General features: G+C 66.0%; 17 protein-coding genes and 3 tRNA genes. 8 read left to right on the plus strand and 12 right to left on the minus strand.

What is annotated here, in order from left to right; all coding sequences use genetic code 11:
* Positions 1-10 precede the first annotated feature (10 nt).
* The 6 genes from F9K07_RS17305 (at position 11) to F9K07_RS17330 (ending at position 4,953) form a co-directional block, all read left to right on the plus strand.
* Entirely contained in the window at positions 11-631 is a 621-nt protein-coding gene (locus tag F9K07_RS17305; protein ID WP_159594607.1) for a fumarate hydratase C-terminal domain-containing protein, read from the plus strand.
* A gap of 64 nt (positions 632-695) precedes the next feature.
* Positions 696-1,682: a Bug family tripartite tricarboxylate transporter substrate binding protein gene (locus F9K07_RS17310; protein ID WP_159594608.1), complete on the plus strand. Its 987-nt coding sequence runs from the start codon at positions 696-698 to the stop codon at positions 1,680-1,682.
* Positions 1,683-1,737: 55 nt separating this feature from the next.
* Complete coding sequence (locus F9K07_RS17315; protein ID WP_236581307.1) at positions 1,738-2,682, plus strand: amidohydrolase family protein; 945 nt, start codon at positions 1,738-1,740, stop codon at positions 2,680-2,682.
* 24 nt (positions 2,683-2,706) lie between these two features.
* Complete coding sequence (locus F9K07_RS17320; protein ID WP_159594610.1) at positions 2,707-3,333, plus strand: flavin reductase family protein; 627 nt, start codon at positions 2,707-2,709, stop codon at positions 3,331-3,333.
* Between the two features lie 23 nt (positions 3,334-3,356).
* Positions 3,357-4,076: an HpcH/HpaI aldolase family protein gene (locus tag F9K07_RS17325; protein WP_159594611.1), complete on the plus strand. Its 720-nt coding sequence runs from the start codon at positions 3,357-3,359 to the stop codon at positions 4,074-4,076.
* A gap of 22 nt (positions 4,077-4,098) precedes the next feature.
* Complete coding sequence (locus F9K07_RS17330) at positions 4,099-4,953, plus strand: hypothetical protein (RefSeq protein WP_159594612.1); 855 nt, start codon at positions 4,099-4,101, stop codon at positions 4,951-4,953.
* Between the two features lie 308 nt (positions 4,954-5,261).
* Here F9K07_RS17330 and F9K07_RS17335 read toward each other — a convergent pair whose 3' ends face one another.
* A complete protein-coding gene (locus F9K07_RS17335; RefSeq protein WP_236581314.1) occupies positions 5,262-6,239 on the minus strand; it encodes a Bug family tripartite tricarboxylate transporter substrate binding protein in 978 nt (325 codons plus the stop codon).
* The gene (locus F9K07_RS17340; RefSeq protein ID WP_159594613.1) at positions 6,236-7,711 is read right to left on the minus strand and encodes an aromatic amino acid ammonia-lyase; all 1,476 of its coding nucleotides are present in this window, start codon (positions 7,709-7,711) and stop codon (positions 6,236-6,238) included. Before F9K07_RS17340 ends, F9K07_RS17335 begins: the two co-directional genes overlap by 4 nt.
* A gap of 75 nt (positions 7,712-7,786) precedes the next feature.
* Between F9K07_RS17340 and F9K07_RS17345 the strand changes: the two genes are divergently transcribed.
* Positions 7,787-9,586, plus strand: a complete 1,800-nt coding sequence (locus F9K07_RS17345) for a tripartite tricarboxylate transporter substrate-binding protein (RefSeq protein WP_159594614.1) — start codon at positions 7,787-7,789, stop codon at positions 9,584-9,586.
* Between the two features lie 10 nt (positions 9,587-9,596).
* Here the strand turns inward: F9K07_RS17345 and F9K07_RS17350 are convergent, their stop codons facing one another.
* From F9K07_RS17350 to F9K07_RS17370, 5 genes are all read right to left on the minus strand, one after another.
* A complete protein-coding gene (locus F9K07_RS17350; protein ID WP_159594615.1) occupies positions 9,597-10,604 on the minus strand; it encodes a ketopantoate reductase family protein in 1,008 nt (335 codons plus the stop codon).
* 283 nt (positions 10,605-10,887) lie between these two features.
* Positions 10,888-11,655: a DNA-binding transcriptional regulator gene (locus F9K07_RS17355; protein ID WP_159594616.1), complete on the minus strand. Its 768-nt coding sequence runs from the start codon at positions 11,653-11,655 to the stop codon at positions 10,888-10,890.
* Positions 11,656-11,693: 38 nt separating this feature from the next.
* Entirely contained in the window at positions 11,694-12,902 is a 1,209-nt protein-coding gene (gene pcaF, locus F9K07_RS17360; protein ID WP_159594617.1) for a 3-oxoadipyl-CoA thiolase, read from the minus strand.
* A gap of 43 nt (positions 12,903-12,945) precedes the next feature.
* Positions 12,946-13,587: a 3-oxoacid CoA-transferase subunit B gene (locus tag F9K07_RS17365; RefSeq protein WP_159594618.1), complete on the minus strand. Its 642-nt coding sequence runs from the start codon at positions 13,585-13,587 to the stop codon at positions 12,946-12,948.
* Positions 13,588-13,601: 14 nt separating this feature from the next.
* The gene (locus F9K07_RS17370; RefSeq protein ID WP_159594619.1) at positions 13,602-14,303 is read right to left on the minus strand and encodes a 3-oxoacid CoA-transferase subunit A; all 702 of its coding nucleotides are present in this window, start codon (positions 14,301-14,303) and stop codon (positions 13,602-13,604) included.
* Between the two features lie 102 nt (positions 14,304-14,405).
* Between F9K07_RS17370 and F9K07_RS17375 the strand changes: the two genes are divergently transcribed.
* The gene (locus tag F9K07_RS17375; RefSeq protein ID WP_159594620.1) at positions 14,406-15,212 is read left to right on the plus strand and encodes an IclR family transcriptional regulator domain-containing protein; all 807 of its coding nucleotides are present in this window, start codon (positions 14,406-14,408) and stop codon (positions 15,210-15,212) included.
* Between the two features lie 223 nt (positions 15,213-15,435).
* On the opposite strand, the gene F9K07_RS17380 is transcribed toward F9K07_RS17375, so the two are convergent.
* From F9K07_RS17380 to clpX, 5 genes are all read right to left on the minus strand, one after another.
* Positions 15,436-15,511, minus strand: a tRNA-Gly gene (locus tag F9K07_RS17380).
* 25 nt (positions 15,512-15,536) lie between these two features.
* A tRNA-Cys gene (locus F9K07_RS17385) sits at positions 15,537-15,610 on the minus strand.
* 73 nt (positions 15,611-15,683) lie between these two features.
* Positions 15,684-15,759 (minus strand) — tRNA-Gly (locus tag F9K07_RS17390).
* 97 nt (positions 15,760-15,856) lie between these two features.
* Complete coding sequence (lon, locus tag F9K07_RS17395; protein WP_159594621.1) at positions 15,857-18,289, minus strand: endopeptidase La; 2,433 nt, start codon at positions 18,287-18,289, stop codon at positions 15,857-15,859.
* Between the two features lie 103 nt (positions 18,290-18,392).
* Positions 18,393-19,658, minus strand: coding sequence for an ATP-dependent Clp protease ATP-binding subunit ClpX (gene clpX / locus F9K07_RS17400; RefSeq protein ID WP_159594622.1), 1,266 nt, complete (start codon positions 19,656-19,658; stop codon positions 18,393-18,395).
* Between the last annotated feature and the right edge of the window lie 6 nt (positions 19,659-19,664).

Here is a 19,664-nt window from a genome sequence, read left to right on the forward strand (position 1 = left end):
GGCCTGCACGATGAGCCGCCTGCACGAACTGACCCTGCCCCTGTCCGAAGAACGCGTGCGCGACCTGCGCGTGGGCGACATGGTGACCCTCACCGGCGCGGTGACGGTGAGCATCGGCATTCCCACCCACAAGCGCATGGCCGAAGCGGTTCGCAAGGGCGAGGCCCTGCCCGTGGACCTGAACGGGGGCGCCTTCTTCCACCTCAGCACCTATGTGCGCGAGCAGGACGGCATCTCGGTGCCGCTCTATCTGAACCCGAGCACCAGCACGCGCTACAACGCCTGGATGCCCGACATCGTGCGAGGCCTGGGCCTGCGCCTCGTGGGCGGCAAAGGCGGGCTGGACGACGCCAGCGTGGCCGCGCTGCGCGAATGCGGCTGCGCCTACCTGTCGTTCCTGGGCGGCGGCCTGCCGCTGCTCTCGCGTGCGCTGCGCGGCGTGCGCAGCTCGCACTGGAACGAATACATCTCGCAATTCCGCCTGCTCACGCTGGACGTGGCGGCGCTCGGCCCTTGCACCGTGGCGATCGATGCCCACGGCGCGAGCATCTACGACAACCTGCGCGAACGCGCACAAGGGCGCATGCCCGACATCCTCGATCGGCTGCGCCGCGCGCGGCAAGCGACCTGAACGCCGGGTCGCGACAGCGGTCACCTTTTCCCCACTCCCCTTCTCTCCAGGAAACACCATGATGATGAAACGCAGAACCTTCCAGACCGCCGTGGCCGCCGCTTGCCTGGCCGCTGGTTTCGCCGCCAGCGCCCCGGCACTGGCCCAGACCGGTGGCTGGCCCAACAAGCCGGTGCGCCTGGTCGTCCCCTTCCCGGCCGGCGGCAGCACCGACGTGGTGGCGCGCTTCATCGCACAAGGCCTGAGCGACAAGTTCGGCCAGTCCTTCGTGGTCGACAACCGCGGCGGCGCGGGCGGCAACATCGGCACCGACGCCGTGGCCAAGGCCGCGCCCGACGGCTACACGATCGGCCTGTCCACCTCCGGCCCGCTGGTGAACAACAAGTTCCTCTACAAGAACATGCCGTTCGACTCGGACAAGGACCTCGCGCCCATCGCACTGGTTTGCGAAATCCCGCTGGTGATCGCGAGCACCCCCAAGGTGTCGGCGAAGAACCTCAAGGAATTCATCCAGCAAGCCAAAGCCAAACCCGACGCCTACACCGTGGGCCAGCCGGGCAACGGCACCATCGGCCACCTGGCGCTGGAACAACTCTCGATGGTGACCAACACCAAGCTGTCCACGGTGGCCTACCGGGGCGACACGCCTCTCATGACCGACCTGCTGGGCGCCAACATCCAGGGTCTTTCGGCGCCGATCACGGCGTTCATTCCCAACCTCGCTTCGGGCAAGCTCAACGGTCTGGCCGTGACCTCGGCCACGCGCTTCCCTGGTCTGCCGAACATTCCGACCGCCAAGGAGCAAGGCATCGACATGGTCGCCACGGTGTGGTTCGCGGTCGTCGGCCCGGCCGGCACGCCGCCCGAGGTCATCAAGGCGCTCAACACCGAGATCAACAACATCGTCAGCTCCACGTATGGCAAGGCCAAGCTGCAGACCTACGGCGCCGTCGTCAACGTGGGCGCGCCCGACCTGCTGCGCAAGATGATCAACGAAGACTCCAAGAAGTGGCAGAAGGTCATCTCCACCGCCAACGTCAAGCTGGACTGACCCGACACCCTTTCAACCGTGGCCCCCAGGGGCCACCCTTCACGACCCGATGCCCATGAGCGCTTCTGCCCGCCCCCTCTTGTTCGACGCCCACGCCCACCTGGTCGCCGACGACCAGACCGCCTACCCGCGCAAGCCGATGCAGCGCGCGGCCAACGCGCCGCCGCGCATGCCCGGCGTGATCGGCACGCCCGGTGGCCACCACGGTCCCAACCCCATCAATGAAGTGCCCGACGTGGCGCGCATGCTGGAGTGGATGAAAGAAGAAAACGTCGACGGCGCGGTGGCGGTGCAAAAGCGCATGATCTACCGCTACGACAACAGCTACATCCTGGACTCGTCGGACAAGCACCCCGAGATCTTTTCCGCCGTGGTGATCCTCGATGCGGAAGATGCGGGCACCGCGCCCCTGGTGCGCCAATACATCCAGAACCACGGCCTGGCCGGTGTGCGCCTCTTTGGTGGCCGCGAGCCCGATGGCAGCATGCCCTGGCTCAACTCGCCCATGGCGCTCAAGACCTGGGAAGTGGCCAACGAGTTCGGCCTGGTGATGAACCTGGAGGTGTTGTCCGTCGGCGGTGGCGGCCCGTCGGTCCCGGCGCTGATCGAGCTGACGAAGCAGTACCCCAACGTGAACATCGCGATCGACCACCTGCTCGAACCCGAGATGGAAAAAAGCGGGCACTACGGCCTGGACGAGAACTTCGAAGCCCTCGTGCCCTGGAAGAACATCTCGTTCAAGTGGACGTCGATCAACCTCGACATCTGCCGCGAGGAAGGCATTCCGGCCGACAAGGTGCTGCGCCGCGCGATCGACCTCTACGGCGCGGACCGCCTGATGTGGGGCTCGGACATCGGCACCTCTTCCGGCACCTACAAGGACATGGTGCAGCGCGCGCTCGACTCCGCCGTGCTGCTCAACGATGACGAAAAGCGCGCCCTGTTCCACGACACCGGCCGCCGCATCTTCCAGAAGGGCGGCAGCGGCCGCCGCGCCTGAAGGCAGGAAGCAGGACCCGCGACGATGTCTGCAACCGGCTTCACCACCCTGGACGCCACCACCATGGACACGGCCACGGCCTACCGGCTGCTGGTCGGCGCCGTGGTGCCGCGCCCGGTGGCCTGGATCACCACGCGCGGCAAGGACGGCGTGGTCAACGCCGCGCCCTTCAGCTCCTACAACTACGTGGCCCACAGCCCGCCCATGGTGGCGGTGAACATCGGCACCAAGGACGGCCAGCTCAAGGACACGGCGCGCAACATCGTTGAGACCGGCGAGTTCGTGGTCAACGTGGCCACGCTGGACACCATGGACCTGATGCACGGCTGCAGCGCCGATTACCCGTCAGAGACCAGCGAGATCGAGGCCCTGGGCATCGAATTGCTGCCGGGCGAGCGCATCGCCGTGCCGCGCGTGGCGGCCTCACCGATCCAGATGGAATGCCGGCTCGAACGCGCCCTCACGCTCGGGCGTGGCCTGAACACGCTCTACATCGGTGAAGTGCTGCTGTTCCACCTCTCCTCCACCGTGTTCGACGGCCGCTACGTCGACAGCGTGAAGATGCGCCCGATCTCGCGCCTGGGCGGCCCGCTCTACGCCGAGCTGGGCGAGCTGCACAACCGACCGCAACTGCAGAAGCCTCCGAAATAACACCGCACCTCAGTGCCTCGACCATGACCCAAGCCTACCAACTCGGCACCTTCGTCAAGACCGCCTCGCCTCACATCATCGAAGTGCTGGGCACCACGAAGCTGGACTTCGTGTGCATCGATGCCGAACACGCCCCCTTCGACCGCGCCACGCTCGATCTGATGGTGCTGGCCACGCGCGCCACCCACCTCAAGGCCTTCATCCGCATCGCCGAGGTCAACCCGGCCGTGATCCTCTCGGCACTGGACATCGGCGCCGCCGGCATTCTGGTGCCCCACGTCGACAGCGCCGACGACGCGCGCAACGTGGTGGCCATGGCGCGCTACAAGGGTGGCGCGCGCGGCTACTCCAGTTCGCCCCGCTTCGCCGGTTACGGCAGCCTGGGCATGAAGGAGGCGCTGCGCATCGGTGACGAGGCGCAGGTGATCTGCCAGATCGAATCCGACGCCGCCGTGAAAGACGCCGAAGCCATCGCCGCCGTGCCCGGCGTGGGCGGCCTCTTCGTCGGCCGCGCCGACCTGGCCCTCTCCATGGGGCTGGACAACCCGCGCGAGCCGCGCGTGCTCGAAGCCACGCGCCATGTGCTCGCCGTCGCCCGCAAGGCCGGCATACGCGCGGGCATGTTCGTGGCCGGCAACGCCGAGCGCGACGAATTCGCCGCGCTCGGTGCCGACTGGTTCATCGTGTCGTCCGACCAGACCCTGCTGCGCCAGGGCGCACAGGCGATCGCCCACGCGGCCTGACCCACTTCATTCAGGAAACGCCATGTCCTTGCTGCCTTCCCAACTCGCCACCTACGCCCGCCACCACGAGCAAACGCCGCGCGCCGTGCCGGGCGACAGCGCACCGGCGTGGATCACGCGCGGCGCCAACTTCGTCGTCGTGGTCTCGCGCGTGCAAACGGGCGACACGCTGCAACGCGACAACCTCGACGAGTACGTGCTGCTGGTGCCCGACACCGCCGGCCTGTCGCTGCAGGTACAGGCCGGCGCCGAGTCGCTGCAGGCCGGCCCCGACAGCCTGACCATCGTGCCGCCCGGCCCGAGCACGCTGCGCGTACAAGGCGCGGGTCTGGTGGTGCGCATCTTCTCCAGCGATGTGAGCGACCTGGCGGCGCTGGCCGACAACCAGGCCACCTACGCCACGCCCAACCCCGATGCCGCGCCCCTGGTGGCCTGGCCCGAGCCCGTGGGCGGCTACAAGCTGCGCCACTACCGCCTGGCCGACTACGTTGCAGAAGGCAGCCAGATGCGCATCTTCCGCACCCGCAAGCTGATGGTGAACCCGCTGCTCAAGCGCCCGGTGGCGCGCGACGTGCGCAAGCTCAGCCCGCACAGCCACACCGATTTCGAACAGGGATCGCTGGCACTGTCGGGCACCTATGTGCACCACCTGCGCTACCCGTGGGGCCCGGACATGACCTTGTGGCAAGAAGACCAGGCCGAGGAAATGGGCAGTCCATCGCTGCTCGTGGTGCCGCCCAAGGTCGTGCACACCAGCCGCAACATTGATGCGCCCGGTGTGCTGGTGGACATCTTCGCGCCACCGCGTTGGGACTTCTCGAAGAAGGGTGTGGTCTGCAACGGCGACGAGTACCCGATGCCGGCGGAGCAGGAGTGAACACCCCCTGCGCCGCTGACGCGGCTTCCCCTCTCTCTGGCGCGCCTTCGGCGCTTGGAGGGGGGACGACACCTTGGGCCGTCGTGCATGGGGAGCCCCCCCCCTGCGCTGCTCCGCAGCTTCCCCCCTCTCTGACGCGCCTTCGGCGCTTGGAGGGGGGACGACACCTTGGGCCGGCGGAGCCGTCCCTTGGTGTCTCTGGATGAAGGCACGTCTCGCCGGAGCCGTGCCTTAGCTCCCTCGCCCCTCTGGGGAGAGGGCTGGGGTGAGGGGCACGCCAGAGACAATGCCCCTTTTCCCCCACGAAATCACTCCACCTTGAACCCCGAAGCCTTGATCGGCGCTTCCCAGCGCTTGAGCTGAGCCGCCTGCACACTGGCCAGTTCCTGCGGACCGCCATGGTCCGTCACCAGCCCGGCGGCCTGAATCTTCTCGCGCACATCCGGCTGCGCCAGAACCTGCCCCACCGCGCGATCGATGCGGTTGACCGTGTCGACCGGCATGCCCGCCGGGCCGTACAGGCCGAAGAAGTTGTCGATCGCCAGGTTCACGCCGGCTTCCTGCAACGTCGGCACATCCGGCAATGCGGGCAGGCGTGTCTTGCCGGTCACCGCGACGATGCGCAGCTTGCCGGTGCGGTGCAGGTCGATGGTGGTGCTGGTGGGGCTGTCGATCATCATCGGCACGTGCCCGCCAATCAGTTCCTGCTCGGCCTGCGGCCCGCCTTTGTAGGCCACGTGGGTGAGTTGCAGACCCAAGGTCTGCGCCAGCAGCAGGCCGGAGAAATGCGGCACCGAACCCGCACCCGAGGTGGCGTACATCGCCTTGCCCGGATTCGCCTTGGCCCAGGCGATCAAGCCCTTGAGGTCGGTCACCGGCGCGGCCGGGCCGACCGAGATCACGAAGCCCAGCGAAGTAACGCGAGACACCGGCGAGAAGTCCTTCACCGGGTTGTAGCCCAGCGTGCCCGGGTACAGCCAGGGAAAGATCACCATGGCGCCGCCAGCGGCCAGCACCAGCGTGCGGCCATCGGGCCGCGCGCGCTGCACCTCACCCAGCGCCACACGCCCGGTCGCGCCGGGCTTGTTCTCCACGATCACGTTCATGCCCAGCGGCTCCTTCAGCCGCTCGGCCAACAAGCGCGCCACCGCGTCCACCGAGCCACCGGGCGAGAAGCCCACGAGGATGCGCATCGGCGCGCCGTCCTGCGCCAGCACAGGCAGGCTGCTCACGCTGGCGGCGGCCAGCGCCGCAAGGCGGGTGTTGAAGTGTCGTCGTTGCATCATCGTGCGTCTCCGGTAGTGGTTGGGGGAATTGAATCGAGTTGCCAGTCCAGCCTTTCCAGCGCCTCCAGCACCGGAGCGGGATGCGGCACGCGCTGCGCGCCGCCTGCGTGCGGCACGAGGCCCCGCACGAAGCCGTGCAGCTTCGAGGTGCCCGCGCCCAAACGCGGCGGCTGCCGCAGGTCCACGGCCTGCGCGGCCACCACGAGCTCGACCGCCAGGATGGACTTGCACAGCTGCGCCAGTTCCAACGTGCGGCGTGCGGCCAGGCTGGCCATGCTCACGCGGTCGAGATTGCCGTTGGAATGGCTGGAGCTGGGCAACTCGGTGACCACGGGTGCCGCGAGCAGACGCGCTTCGGCGGTGATGCCCTTGTGCACTTGGGCCATGCCGTTGAAACCAGGCAAGCCCACGTCGTCCTGCGCCAGAAGGCCCGAGTCCAGTCCGGACCAGAACGAGTCGACCAGCTTGGCCACGCGCTCGGTTGAACTGGTGACCAGCGGCGCGATGCCCAGCCGCAACGTGTCGAGCGCCATCGAGAGCGCCAGCAGGTCGAAGTTGGCCACCGACACCAGGCGCTGCTCTTCGATGGACACCACCGGGTTGTTCTGGCTCGCATTGAGCTCGATCGCGAACTGACCGGCCGCGAAGTCGTGGCTGTCGAAGGCATTGCCCAGCGTGATCGGCAGCGAGCGGAAGGCCAGCGGGTCCTGCAGGTGCCGGGGGCCGCCAGCGCTCATCAGGTGGCTGCCGTGCAACTGTGCGGCGATGGCTTGCGCCGCGCGCTGGAGCCCTTTGAATGGCCGCGAGCGCACGGCCACGTCGGACACGGGGGACGGGTTGGCGCCATAGCCCTCCATGCTGAGCGCCGCCGCCAGCGGCCACGACGCCAGGATGTTCCCAAGGTCGGCCATGGCCAAAGCCGCCAGTCCGATGGAAACAGGGCTGGAGTTGATCAGCGCAATGGTCTCGCCGGCGGCCAGTTCGGTGCCTGCATACAGATCGAGTGCGATGTTGGCCACCGCCGCCATGTCGCTCTCGCCGGTCGAGCCCCACAGGTGGACCTTGAATTCGCGCTGCGTGTTGAGCGCGTCGACCAGAAGGTTCGCCAGCACAGGCCGAACACCCAGGCGGCCCGACGCCATGTTGTTGAGCATGACCACCAGCATGGCGCGCACCATCTCGCGCGAAGCCAGCGGCCCCATGCCCATGTCGTGCGTCTCCAGCAGGCGGCGGTTGAATTCCCCATAGCGGCGCGGATCGAGCGGCGTGCCGGTCTTGGTGGCGACGCTGCTGGTGACACCGTAGACCAGCTCGCCGCTGGCCACGATACGCTCGACCACGGCGCGAGACGCCTCCATGCGTGCGAGCGCGGCGGGCGCCAAGGCCACCGCCGCGCCATGACGGGCGATCTGCACGACATCGCGTGCGCTGAGGGTCTGGCCGTCGAGTTCGATCTGAGGAAGCGTCACCATAAGTGGACGGCATTGGACACACAATCCAGCGGTCTGCGAAGCAACTTTTCTTTGGCGATTTATTAGAAGAAGTTCATGACCATTGCGTCTCAATACGTCTCTCTGCGCCAACTGCGCGTGCTGCTCTCGGTCGGCGAAACCGGCAGCTTCAGTGCCACGGCCAACGCCATCGGCCTGACGCAGTCGGCCGTCAGCCAGTCGTTGCGCACCCTGGAAGAAGCGCTGGAGATCCCGTTGGTGGACCGGACCACGCGGCAAGTGGTGCTGAGCGATGCGGGTCGGCGGCTGGTCGGGCCGCTGCGCGAGGCGCTCGACCATCTGGAGCGTGTGCTGTCACAAGCCAAGACCGAAGCCTCGGCCACGCGCGGCGTGGTGCGGCTGGCATGCAGCCAATCGGTCGGCGGCGACTTCCTGCCCGGGCGCATCACGGCGATGCAGCGCGCGTGGCCCGACATCCGGTTGCAGCTGCGCGAGCAGCCGCATGCCGATGTGCTGGAGGGCGTCATGCGCGGCACGGCCGAGCTCGGCCTCGTCGTGGGCGACGGCCTGCCCAGCGAGCTCAGCGGCACCGCCCTGCTCACCGAGCCCTACTTCGTGTATTGCAGCCTGCAGCACCCGTTCGCGCGCCGGTCGTATGTGAGCGCCGCATCGCTGCGCTACGAGAAATTGGTCCTTCTCGACGCATCGGCCGGGGGCCGGTTCCAGTTGGACCGCTTTCTGCACACGCACGACGTCGCGACGGCAGAGGCGCAGGAGGTGACGCAAGTCGCGATGGCGATGGCCCTGGTGTCCGGGCAAGTCGGCGTGGCCGTGCTGCCCGGCGGCGACCATGCCACGTTGGCGCGCGCGGACGGGCCCGGCGTGAAAGCGATCCCGCTCACGCCTGGCTTCGAGCGCACGGTCTCGCTGGTCACGCGGCGCAACACAGCGCTGTCTCCCGTGGTCGAACGGGCGGCGGGCGCGCTGGTCGACCCGAACGGGGGAACGAGCACCTCGTCGCGCCAGCGCACGACGCTGGTCGTTCCCTTCCATTCCAGCGGGCCGGCCGACCGCTTCGGCCGCAGCTTCGCCGTGGCGCTGGCCAAGGTGATGGGGCAGCCCGTGGATGTCGAAAATGTGATCGGCCTGGGCGGTGTGCTCGGGGTGCACCGGGTCACGCGTTCGGTGGCCGATGGCTGCACCATTGGCCTGGCCGGCACTGGCGCGACGGTGTTTGACCGCCTGCTGAACCAAGACGAATTGTTCGATGTCTTCAGCGACATCACGTGCCTGAGTGGCCTGGTCCGAATCCCCAACGTGCTGCTGGTGGGAAAACACGTGGCGGCCAGCACGCTCGCCGAACTCATCGCGCAGGTCCGGCTGCGCCCCGACGGTTTCACCACCGCGGCCATTGCCCGTGGGCCGCTCGCCGTGCTGCCCGAGCTGTTCCAGAAGCGCACCGAAACGCGCATGCTGTCGCGCCACTACGACGGACTGGTGCCTGCAATGGTCGACCTGGTGCGCGGCCGGCTCGACGTGTTGTTCGCGGAAGTGGGCGGAAGCGTGATGGACGCCATCCGCAGCCATGCCGTACAACCCTTGATGATCGCCGGCCACGACCGCGCCCACGGCCTGCCCGATGTGCCGACGGCGCCCGAGTGCGGCCTGCCCGACGTCGTGGCGGACGGCGGCTACTGTGTGGTGGCGCCGGCATCGTTCCCGGCCAGCAGGCAGAAGGCGCTGCAGGCGCAGATTCATGCGGCGCTGCGCTCGCCGGCCATCGTGGAAGGTTTCCTCAGCCAAGGGGGAACGCCCGACCTGCGAACGGGCGCCGAGTACATCGCCTATGTCAGGCACGAGCAGGAGCGCTGGGCGGCATTGCTCGGGAAAGCCTGAGACAGGCGCTTCAGGGGTACAGGCCGGCGCCCTCTGCCCGCAAACAAGCCAGCGCAAACACCTCCTGCAGGCGCGGCACCGGTTGGCCCACCGCTTGCGCGCACTCGATCGGCGCGCCAAGAATGGCGTCGAGCTCCACGCTGCGACCGGCCTCCAGGTCCTGCAGCATGGAGCTGCGGATGGCGCCGAGCTGGCGCGTCTGCGCCATGCGCTGTTCGGTCGTGGTGTCCAGCGTCAGGCCGAGGCGGCGGCCCAGCGCGATGCACTCCTCCATCATGGCCGCGAACAGGCTGCGCACGCCCGGGTCGTCGATCATGCGGTCGGTGGTCACGCCGGTCAGCAGGCTCAATGGGTTCGCGCAGATGTTGCCCAGCAGCTTGAGCCAGATGTCGACGCGGATCTGCGGGCTGGCCACCGCGCCCAGGCCCGCGTCGGCCAGCACACCGCTCCACAACGCGGCGCGTTCGCTCAAACCGCCACCGGGCTCGCCCAGTGCGAGGCGCGCGCCCGCGCTGTGCACCACCACCCCAGGCTCGGGGCAATGGCACGAGGTCATGATCGTGCCGCCCAGCACGCGCGAGATGTCCACGGCGCGCTCGGTCTCGCCCAACGGGTCCACGCGCGCGAGACGCTGTCCTTCGAGGGCCTGCCCCGGCACCAGGAAGTACCACCAGGGCAAGCCGTTGTTCAGGGTCAGCACGGGTGTGTCGGCAGCGAGCATGGGGCCAAGCGTAGGCACCACCGTGGGCAAGGCCTGTGACTTCAGCGCGAGGATCACGAGATCTTGAGCGCCCATGGCCTGCGGCGTCGCTTCGGCGCGCACCTCGACACGTTGGGAGGCCTGGCCGCCCGTGGCATAGCGCAGGCCATGCGCACGCACCGCCTCCAGGGTAGCGCCGCGCGCCAGCAGCGTGACCTGGTGCCCCGCGAGCGCCAGGCGGGCCGCCACATGGCCGCCGACCGCGCCGGCACCGACGATGCCGATGCGGCGGGGATGTGAGGTTGAGACGGAGTTCATGGATGAGGACTTTCAATGTTTCGGCGAGCGTGCCTTGTTCCAGAGATGCCGAGGAACCGGCTTTGCCGGGCCTCTGGCATCGTCCCCCCCTCCAAGCGCCGAAGGCGCGCCAGAGAGGAGGGAAGCCGCGAGCGGCGCAGGGGGGAGCTTCGAATGCTCCGGCGAGCATGCCCCCATCCAGAGGCATCGAGGGACGGCTGCGCCGGCCCAAGATGCCGTCCCCCCTCCAAGCGCCGAAGGCGCGCAAGAGAGGGGGGAAGCCGCGCAGCGGCGCAGGGGGGTGTCATAGATTCACCAGCCGCGTGCTGATGAGGCGCGACAAGCCCTGCAGCGGCTCCAGGTAACGCTCCACCGCCTGCTCGTTGCTGACCGCGGAGGCGATCCAGGTCATGCCCAGGGTCGCGACCACGCGCTGCCCCTCCATCACCGGCACGGCCAGCGTGCCCGAGACCGGTCGGATGCCCGGCGCACGCAGCGCATAGCCCTGCTGGCGGATCTTCTTCAAGGTGGCGAGCATGGCAGGCCGGTCCTTCGCCGAAGCATCTTCCTCGCTGCTGGAGAGGTTCAGGATGTCGAGCAGCGCACGCCGCTCCTCGCGTCCGCAAAACGCCAGGTAGGCGCGGCCCATGGCGCGCCCCACGAGCGAGAGGCGCATGTTGATGGTCGAGTGCAGCAGCGACAGCGGCGAATCGGGGATGGTGCTGTAGCGCACCACCACCGCGTCGTAGTCGGGCACCGCCACCGCCAGCGGCCACTTGATCTTGCGCGTGAGCGCGTTGGCCGGCGCGGCGGCCGCTTCCACGATGCGTGGCTCGCCGTGGTAACCCGCGGACAGCATCTTCACGCCCGACGACAGGCTGTACGCGCCGTACTGCGGCGCGCGCGCCACCATGCCCCGCTTCTGCAAGGTCTCCAGCAGCCGCACCAACGTCGGCTTGGGAATGCGCGTCTGCTGGTACAGCTGGTCGAGCGTGCTGATCGGGCCGCGGTTCAAGGCCAGCAGCACGTCGAGCGCGCGCTCGACCGAACGGATGGGCGCGAACGAGGCCATGACGGATCCGTGCGCTCGGTGCGGCCCGGTCCTCCCGCTTAGACCTTTTCCAGGATCACCGCGATGCCCTGCCCCACGCCGATGCACATCGTGCACAGCGCATAGCGGCCACCGATGCGGTGCAGCTGGCTGGTCGCAGTGGTGGCCAGGCGCGCACCGCTGGCACCCAGCGGATGTCCCAGCGCGATGGCGCCTCCCCATTGGTTCACGCGGGCATCGTCGTCCTTCAAGCCGAGATCGCGCAAGACCGCCAGACCTTGGGCGGCAAAAGCTTCGTTGAGTTCGATCACGTCCATTTGCGCCAGCGACAGGCCGGTGAGTTCCAACACCTTGCGCGTGGCCGGCGCCGGGCCCATGCCCATGATGCGCGGCGCCAGACCGGCGGTGGCCATGCCCACCACTCGGGCCTTGGGCGTGAGACCGTGTTTCGCGGCCGTGGCTTCATCGGCCAGTAGCAGCGCACAAGCGCCGTCGTTCACGCCGCTGGCGTTGCCGGCCGTCACCGTGCCATCGGGGCGCACCACACCCTTCAACTTCGCCAGCGCTTCCAGGCTGGTTTCGCGCGGGTGCTCGTCCTTGTCCACCACGATCGCATCGCCCTTCTTCTGCGGAATGGTCACGGGCGTGATCTCGGCGGCCAGATGGCCGGCCTTCTGCGCGGCCACGGCCTTGAGCTGGCTGGCCATGGCCATGCGGTCCTGTGCCTCGCGCTCGATCTTGAAGTCGGTCGCCACGTTCTCGGCGGTTTCGGGCATCGCGTCCACGCCGTACTGCGCCTTCATCAGCGGGTTGACGAAACGCCAGCCGATCGTGGTGTCGTACACCGCGTTGTTGCGGCTGAAGGCGCTCTCGGCCTTGGGCATGACGAAGGGCGCGCGGCTCATGCTCTCCACGCCACCGGCGATCATCAACGTGGCTTCGCCCGACTTGATGGCGCGCGCGGCGGTACCCAGCGCATCCAGACCCGAGCCGCAGAGGCGGTTGATGGTGGCGCCCGGCACATCCATCGGCAGGCCCGCGAGCAGCGCGGCCATGCGCGCGACGTTGCGGTTGTCTTCACCGGCCTGGTTGGCGCAACCGTAGATCACGTCGGTGATCGCGGCCCAGTCCACGCCGGGGTTGCGCGCCATCAGCGCCTTGAGCGGCACGGCACCGAGGTTGTCGGTGCGCACGCTGCTGAGCGCGCCGCCGTAGCGGCCGAAGGGGGTGCGGATGGCGTCGCAGATGAAGGCTTGGCGTTGGGTCATGTCGTCTCCGGGGTTGCTGCAAAGGTTGAGAGGTGTGTTTGGGTCAAGCTGCCACGGGCAGGCCGATCAGACGTTCGAGTTCTGCGCGATCCAGGCCGTCCACCGTGTCGATCAGGCGCAGGCCCTGAGGCGTGCATTCGAGCGTGGCCAGGTCGGAATACACGCGCTTGACGCAGGCCACGCCGGTGAGCGGGTAACTGCACTGCTGCACCAACTTGCTCTGGCCCTGCTTGGTGAGCAGGTCCATCATGACCCAGGTCTGGCGCGCGCCCACGGCAAGGTCCATGGCGCCGCCGACGGCGGGAATCGCGTCGGGTTCGCCCGTGCTCCAGTTGGCCAGATCGCCCGTGGCAGACACCTGGAAGGCGCCGAGCACACAGATGTCGATATGGCCACCGCGCATCATGCCGAAGCTGTCGGCATGGTGAAAGAAGCTGCCGCCAGGCAGCAAGGTCACCGGCTGCTTGCCGGCGTTGATGAGGTCGTAATCCTCTTCGCCAGCGGCTGGCGCGGGCCCCATGCCGAGGATGCCGTTCTCGCTGTGCAACACCACCTCGATGCCAGGTGGAAGATGGTTGGCCACCAGCGTGGGTTGGCCGATGCCCAGATTGACGTAGGCGCCGTCGTGGATGTCGCGCGCCACGCGTTGGGCCAGCTCGACTTTGGTGCGTCGTGTGTAAGTCATGGGAAGGTCCTCGTTCAGGCTGCGGCCTTGAAGCCGCCGGCGCGCGTGACCGTGCGTTCGATGCGCACGACCTGGCTCACGTGAATGCCGGGGGTGATGACGATTTCAGGATCGAGCTCGCCGAGTTCGGCGATCTCGTGCACGGTGGCCACCGTCTTGCGCGCGGCCATGGCCATCACCGGGCCGAAGTTGCGCGCGGCCTTGCGGTACGTGAGGTTGCCCCAGCGGTCGCCACGTTCGGCCTTGATGAGCGCGAGGTCGCCATGGATCGGCGTTTCGAACACATAGCCTTTGCCATCGATGATGCGCGTTTCCTTGCCCTTGGCCAGCTCGGTGCCATAGCCCGTGGGCGTGAAGAAGCCGCCGATGCCGGCACCCGCAGCGCGCAAGCGCTCGGCCAGGTTGCCTTGCGGCACCAGTTCGAGTTCGAGCGCGCCGCTGCGGTAGAGGCCGTCGAACACGTGGCTGTCCACCTGGCGCGGAAAACTGCAGATCACCTTGCGCACGCGGCCGGCCTTGAGCAACGCGGCCAAGCCCGTGTCGCCATTGCCGGCGTTGTTGTTCACCACGGTCAGGTCGCGCGCGCCATGGGCGATCAGGCCATCGATGAGTTCATTGGGAATGCCCGACGTACCAAAGCCGCCAATGAGCACGGTCGCGCCGTCGGCGGTGTCTGCCAAAGCCGTCTCGATCGAGTCGGCCAGTTTGTTGATCATCGGGAGTCCTTTCTAGGCGTCACGGGCATCTGTTCGCAGTCTGTTCGTACAGCGAACATTTGTTCATAATAAGAATTATAGAAAACTTCCCGTCTCCTGACCATGCCCTCTTCCTCCAAAGCCGCACCACCCCGTCCCGGCGACACCTATGTCCAGTCTTTTGCGCGCGGTCTGCAGGTGGTGCGCAGCTTCAGCGCAAACGCGCCCGAGCAGACCTTGAGCGAAGTGGCCGAGCGCTCGGGCCTCACGCGCGCGGGCGCGCGGCGCATCCTGCTCACGCTGCAAACCCTGGGCTACGTCGAGGGCGATGGCAAATGGTTTCGCCTGACACCGCGCATCCTCGAACTGGGCTTCGCGTATCTCTCGTCCATGCCCATCTGGGATCTGGCCGAACCCGTGGTGCAGGCGCTGGTGGACCGTGTCAGCGAATCGAGCTCGATCGCCGTGCTCGATGGGGCGGACATCGTGTACGTCATGCGTGTGCCCACGCAGAAGATCATGAAGATCTCGCTGGGCATCGGCTCGCGCCTGCCCGCGTTCTGCACGTCGCTCGGTCGCGTGCTGCTGGCACAACTCGATGACGAAGACATCCTGCGCCGCCTTGAAGAATCACCCCGCACCGCGTTGACGCGACACACCGTGACCGACACCACGACCTTGCTCAAGCGCATCCATCAAGTGCGCCGACAAGGCTGGAGTGTGGTCGATCAGGAACTGGAAGAAGGTTTGATCTCGGTCGCAGCGCCCATCCAGGGCGCGGACGGCCGCGTGAACGCAGCCATCAACCTCAGCGGCCAGGCCAACCGCACCAACGCGCGTGCGGTGCAGGAGCAGCTGCTCCCACCGCTGCTGGAAGCGGCCCAGGCCATCACGCAACTGCTGCAACGCAAGACACGAATGGGCCGTTGAGTGGCCGTTGCGCGCATGCCCATTTTTGTGGCAAGCCGTTGCAAGCCAGGCAGGCCGCGGCCTGCGGCGGTTGTTCCTGCGCTTATCCACAAGCTTGGGCACAGTTGCTGGGGAGAAGACAGACCACGCCACCCACAGCTGGATCGCGCGCGCAAAGGACGAAAAAAAACCCGCGATCGGCGGGCCAACAAAAAAGGGAAGCCGAAGCGTCCCTTTGAGAATGTGGAGCGGGAAACGAGATTCGAACTCGCGACCTCAACCTTGGCAAGGTTGCGCTCTACCAACTGAGCTATTCCCGCAATTTTCCGGTTGCGTTCCGGTATCTGGAGGCGCGATCCGGAGTCGAACCGGACTAACCGGATTTGCAATCCGGGGCATAACCGCTTTGCTATCGCGCCATCAAAGTCGGCACACCAAAGCACCGACTTGAACCCTGACAAAAAAGGGAAGCAGAAGCTTCCCTTTTGAATTTGGAGCGGGAAACGAGATTCGAACTCGCGACCTCAACCTTGGCAAGGTTGCGCTCTACCAACTGAGCTATTCCCGCATTTTTACCGCTTGGTTTGCGTCTACCGATGTTCGTCGGTAAGCCAGGATTCTAACCTGAAAAATGACGCTCTTTCAAGGCAGCGTCATTTTTTCATTCAATGTTTGACCGCGTCAGAAGCAGCAGCCGGCTTGCTCACACTAGCGGCCGCAATCTGCGCAGCAACTTCCTCTTCGGTCAGCGGAACAGGCTGGCGTTCCAGCGCGATCGCGAGCACCTTGTCGATCCATTTCACGGGCACGATCTCAAGACCTTGCTTCACGTTGTCCGGAATCTCGGCCAGGTCCTTCACGTTTTCTTCCGGAATGATCACGGTCTTGATCCCGCCACGCAATGCGGCCAGTAGCTTCTCTTTCAAACCACCGATGGCCGTCACTTCTCCGCGCAACGTGATCTCGCCCGTCATCGCGACATCGGCACGCACCGGAATGCCTGTGATGGCCGACACCAACGCCGTGGTCATGGCCGCACCCGCGCTCGGACCATCCTTGGGTGTCGCGCCGTCGGGGACGTGGATGTGAATGTCGCGCTTGTCGAACTGTTCGTCCTTGATGCCCAGCACGCGCGCGCGGCTGCGCACCACGGTGCGGGCGGCTTCAACAGACTCCTTCATCACATCACCGAGCGAACCCGTGCGCGTGATCACCCCCTTGCCGGGCATGATCGCGACCTCGATGGTGAGCAGATCGCCGCCCACTTCCGTCCAGGCCAGCCCCACCACCTGACCCACCTGGTTGGTGGCTTCGGCGCGGCCGTAGCTGTACTTGCGCACACCAAGAAACTCGCTGAGATTTTCGGTATTCACCACCACCGTCGGCGTGTACTTCTTGAGCAGCAAACCCTTGACTACCTTGCGGCAGATCTTGGACAGCTCGCGTTCCAGCGAACGCACGCCAGCCTCACGCGTGTAGTAGCGAACGATGTCGCGCACCGCATCGTTTTCCACCGTCAACTCGCCTTCGCGAATGCCGTTGTTCTTGAGCTGCTTGGGCAGCAGGTAGCGGATCGCGATATTGGTCTTTTCCTCCTCGGTGTAACCCGAGAGGCGAATCACTTCCATGCGGTCCAGCAGGGCCGGTGGAATGTTCATGGAGTTCGACGTCGCGACGAACATCACATCGGACAGGTCGAAATCAACCTCGATGTAATGATCCCCAAACGTGTGGTTCTGCTCGGGGTCCAACACCTCCAGCAGCGCGCTCGATGGATCGCCACGGAAGTCGGTACCGAGCTTGTCGATTTCGTCGAGCAGGAACAAGGGGTTGCGCGTGCCCACCTTGTTCAGGCTCTGCAACACCTTGCCCGGCATCGCGCCGATGTACGTGCGGCGGTGACCGCGGATCTCGGCCTCGTCGCGCATGCCGCCGAGCGCCATGCGCACGTATTTGCGACCCGTGGCCTTGGCCACGGACTGACCCAGCGAGGTCTTGCCCACACCGGGTGGCCCGACCAGGCAGAGGATGGGTGCCTTGACCTTGTCCACGCGCTGTTGCACCGCAAGGTACTCGAGGATACGGTCCTTGACCTTCTCCAAGCCATAGTGGTCTTCGTTGAGCACCGCCTCGGCATGCGCCAGATCGTGCTTGATCTTGGTCTTCTTGCTCCACGGCAAGCCGACCAGGGCATCGATGTAGTTGCGCACCACCGTCGCCTCGGCCGACATGGGCGACATCAGCTTGAGCTTCTTGAACTCGGCATCGGCCTTCTTGCGCGCTTCGGCGGGCATCTTGGCCAGCTTGATCTTTTTCTCGATCTCCTCGATGTCCGCGCCCTCTTCGCCTTCGCCCAGTTCCTTCTGGATCGCCTTGACCTGTTCGTTGAGGTAGAAGTCGCGCTGGTTCTTCTCCATCTGGCGCTTCACGCGACCACGGATCTTCTTGTCGACGTTGAGGATGTCCACCTCGCGCTCGAGCTGCTCGAACAGGTTCTCCAGGCGCTTGTTGATCTGGTCGAGATCGAGCACGACCTGCTTGGACTCCAGCTTGAGCGGCAGGTGGGCCGCGATGGTGTCGGCCAGGCGACCGGCGTCGTCGATGCTGGAGATCGAAGTGAGGATTTCCGAAGGGATCTTCTTGTTGAGTTTGACGTACTGGTCAAACTGCTGCATCACCGCGCGCCGCAGGGCTTCGAGCTCGTTGACCTGCAGGTTGCTCTGCTCCGCGACAGGGTCGACCGGCGTCACATTGGCCACGAAATGGCTCTCGCCATCGCGGATATCGAGCACCTTGGCGCGCTGCAAGCCTTCGACCAGCACCTTGACCGTGCCATCGGGCAACTTGAGCATTTGAAGGATCGTGGCGACACAACCCATCTCGAACATGTCTTCGGTCGAGGGCTCGTCCTTGGCTGCGGCTTTCTGCGCCACCAGCATGATGCGGCGCTCGGATTCCATGGCCGCTTCCAGCGCCTTGATGCTCTTGGGCCGCCCGACAAAGAGCGGAATGACCATATGCGGAAACACCACCACGTCGCGCAAGGGCAACAGCGGAAGTTCAATCGACGTACTGGGCAATGGGGTTTGTCCGGACATTTCAACCTCGACTAGGACGGGTAAATGGGGTCGGTGCGGGCGATCTCAACCGGACGCATCCGTGACGGTGCCGGCAGACCAGAAAAGCCTGGCCGGCAACCGTTCAAGCCTGCTTGGCCGCTTCGCGGTACACCAGCAGGGGCGGCTTGTTTTCATCGATGGTCGATTCATCCACCACCACCTTCTCGACATTGCTCATACCGGGCAGATCGAACATGGTGTCGATCAGCGCGTTTTCCAGGATCGATCGCAAACCGCGTGCGCCGGTCTTGCGCGCGAGTGCCTTGCGGGCGATGGCCTTGAGCGCGCCAGGCCGCACTTCCAGCTCTGCCCCTTCCATGGACAGCAAGCGGGAAAACTGCTTGACCACGGCGTTCTTGGGCTCGGTGAGAATTTCGACCAGAGCGTCTTCGCTGAGTTCCGCCAAAGCGGCGATCACGGGGACGCGACCGACGAGCTCGGGAATCAGTCCGAACTTGATCAGGTCCTCGGGCTCGATTTCCTTGAAAGCCTCGGTGATGCTGCGCTGCTGTTTGCTTTTCACCAGCGCCCCAAAACCGATGCCCGAAGCTTCGGTGCGGTTTTCGATGATCTTTTCCAGGCCCGCAAACGCGCCGCCACAAATGAACAGGATGTTGGTGGTGTCCACCTGCAGGAAATCCTGGTTCGGGTGCTTGCGCCCACCCTGCGGCGGCACCGAAGCCATGGTGCCCTCGATGAGCTTGAGCAAGGCCTGCTGCACGCCCTCGCCCGACACGTCGCGCGTGATGGAGGGGTTGTCGGACTTGCGTGTGATCTTGTCGATTTCGTCGATGTAGACAATGCCTTGCTGGGCACGTTCGACGTCGTAGTTGCAGCTCTGCAGCAGCTTGGCCACGATGTTTTCCACGTCCTCGCCCACATAGCCGGCTTCGGTCAGCGTGGTGGCATCGGCCATCACGAAAGGCACGTTGAGCATGCGCGCCATGGTCTGGGCCAGCAGCGTCTTGCCAGAGCCCGTGGGGCCGATCAGCAGGATGTTGCTCTTGGCCAGTTCCACATCGTCCTTGCGGGCGTTCTGCTTGTGGCGCAGGCGCTTGTAGTGGTTGTAGACCGCGACCGCCAGCGCGCGCTTGGCCTGCTGCTGGCCGATCACGTAGTTGTCGAGGTTGCTCTTGAGCTGCGCAGGCGTCGGAACCTCATCACCCGAGGCCTTGACCGCTTCGAGGCCGGGCAACTCATCGCGGATGATGTCGTTGCACAGGTCGATGCATTCGTCGCAGATGAACACCGAGGGACCGGCGATCAGCTTCTTGACCTCGTGCTGGCTCTTGCCGCAGAACGAGCAGTAGAGCGCTTTTTCACTGGTGGTGCCTTTTTTGTCGGCCATATGTCT

It is taken from the genome of Hydrogenophaga sp. BPS33, assembly GCF_009859475.1.
Taxonomy (GTDB): Bacteria; Pseudomonadota; Gammaproteobacteria; order Burkholderiales; family Burkholderiaceae_C; genus Hydrogenophaga.

Bases quoted from the DNA above. Each gene is read 5' to 3' on its own strand.
- F9K07_RS17305 (WP_159594607.1), top strand. From the start codon at position 11: ATGAGCCGCCTGCACGAACTGACCCTGCCCCTGTCCGAAGAACGCGTG.
- F9K07_RS17310 (WP_159594608.1), top strand. From the start codon at position 696: ATGAAACGCAGAACCTTCCAGACCGCCGTGGCCGCCGCTTGCCTGGCC.
- F9K07_RS17315 (WP_236581307.1), top strand. From the start codon at position 1,738: ATGAGCGCTTCTGCCCGCCCCCTCTTGTTCGACGCCCACGCCCACCTG.
- F9K07_RS17320 (WP_159594610.1), top strand. From the start codon at position 2,707: ATGTCTGCAACCGGCTTCACCACCCTGGACGCCACCACCATGGACACG.
- F9K07_RS17325 (WP_159594611.1), top strand. From the start codon at position 3,357: ATGACCCAAGCCTACCAACTCGGCACCTTCGTCAAGACCGCCTCGCCT.
- F9K07_RS17330 (WP_159594612.1), top strand. From the start codon at position 4,099: ATGTCCTTGCTGCCTTCCCAACTCGCCACCTACGCCCGCCACCACGAG.
- F9K07_RS17335 (WP_236581314.1), bottom strand. From the start codon at position 6,239: ATGATGCAACGACGACACTTCAACACCCGCCTTGCGGCGCTGGCCGCC.
- F9K07_RS17340 (WP_159594613.1), bottom strand. From the start codon at position 7,711: ATGGTGACGCTTCCTCAGATCGAACTCGACGGCCAGACCCTCAGCGCA.
- F9K07_RS17345 (WP_159594614.1), top strand. From the start codon at position 7,787: ATGACCATTGCGTCTCAATACGTCTCTCTGCGCCAACTGCGCGTGCTG.
- F9K07_RS17350 (WP_159594615.1), bottom strand. From the start codon at position 10,604: ATGAACTCCGTCTCAACCTCACATCCCCGCCGCATCGGCATCGTCGGT.
- F9K07_RS17355 (WP_159594616.1), bottom strand. From the start codon at position 11,655: ATGGCCTCGTTCGCGCCCATCCGTTCGGTCGAGCGCGCGCTCGACGTG.
- pcaF (WP_159594617.1), bottom strand. From the start codon at position 12,902: ATGACCCAACGCCAAGCCTTCATCTGCGACGCCATCCGCACCCCCTTC.
- F9K07_RS17365 (WP_159594618.1), bottom strand. From the start codon at position 13,587: ATGACTTACACACGACGCACCAAAGTCGAGCTGGCCCAACGCGTGGCG.
- F9K07_RS17370 (WP_159594619.1), bottom strand. From the start codon at position 14,303: ATGATCAACAAACTGGCCGACTCGATCGAGACGGCTTTGGCAGACACC.
- F9K07_RS17375 (WP_159594620.1), top strand. From the start codon at position 14,406: ATGCCCTCTTCCTCCAAAGCCGCACCACCCCGTCCCGGCGACACCTAT.
- lon (WP_159594621.1), bottom strand. From the start codon at position 18,289: ATGTCCGGACAAACCCCATTGCCCAGTACGTCGATTGAACTTCCGCTG.
- clpX (WP_159594622.1), bottom strand. From the start codon at position 19,658: ATGGCCGACAAAAAAGGCACCACCAGTGAAAAAGCGCTCTACTGCTCG.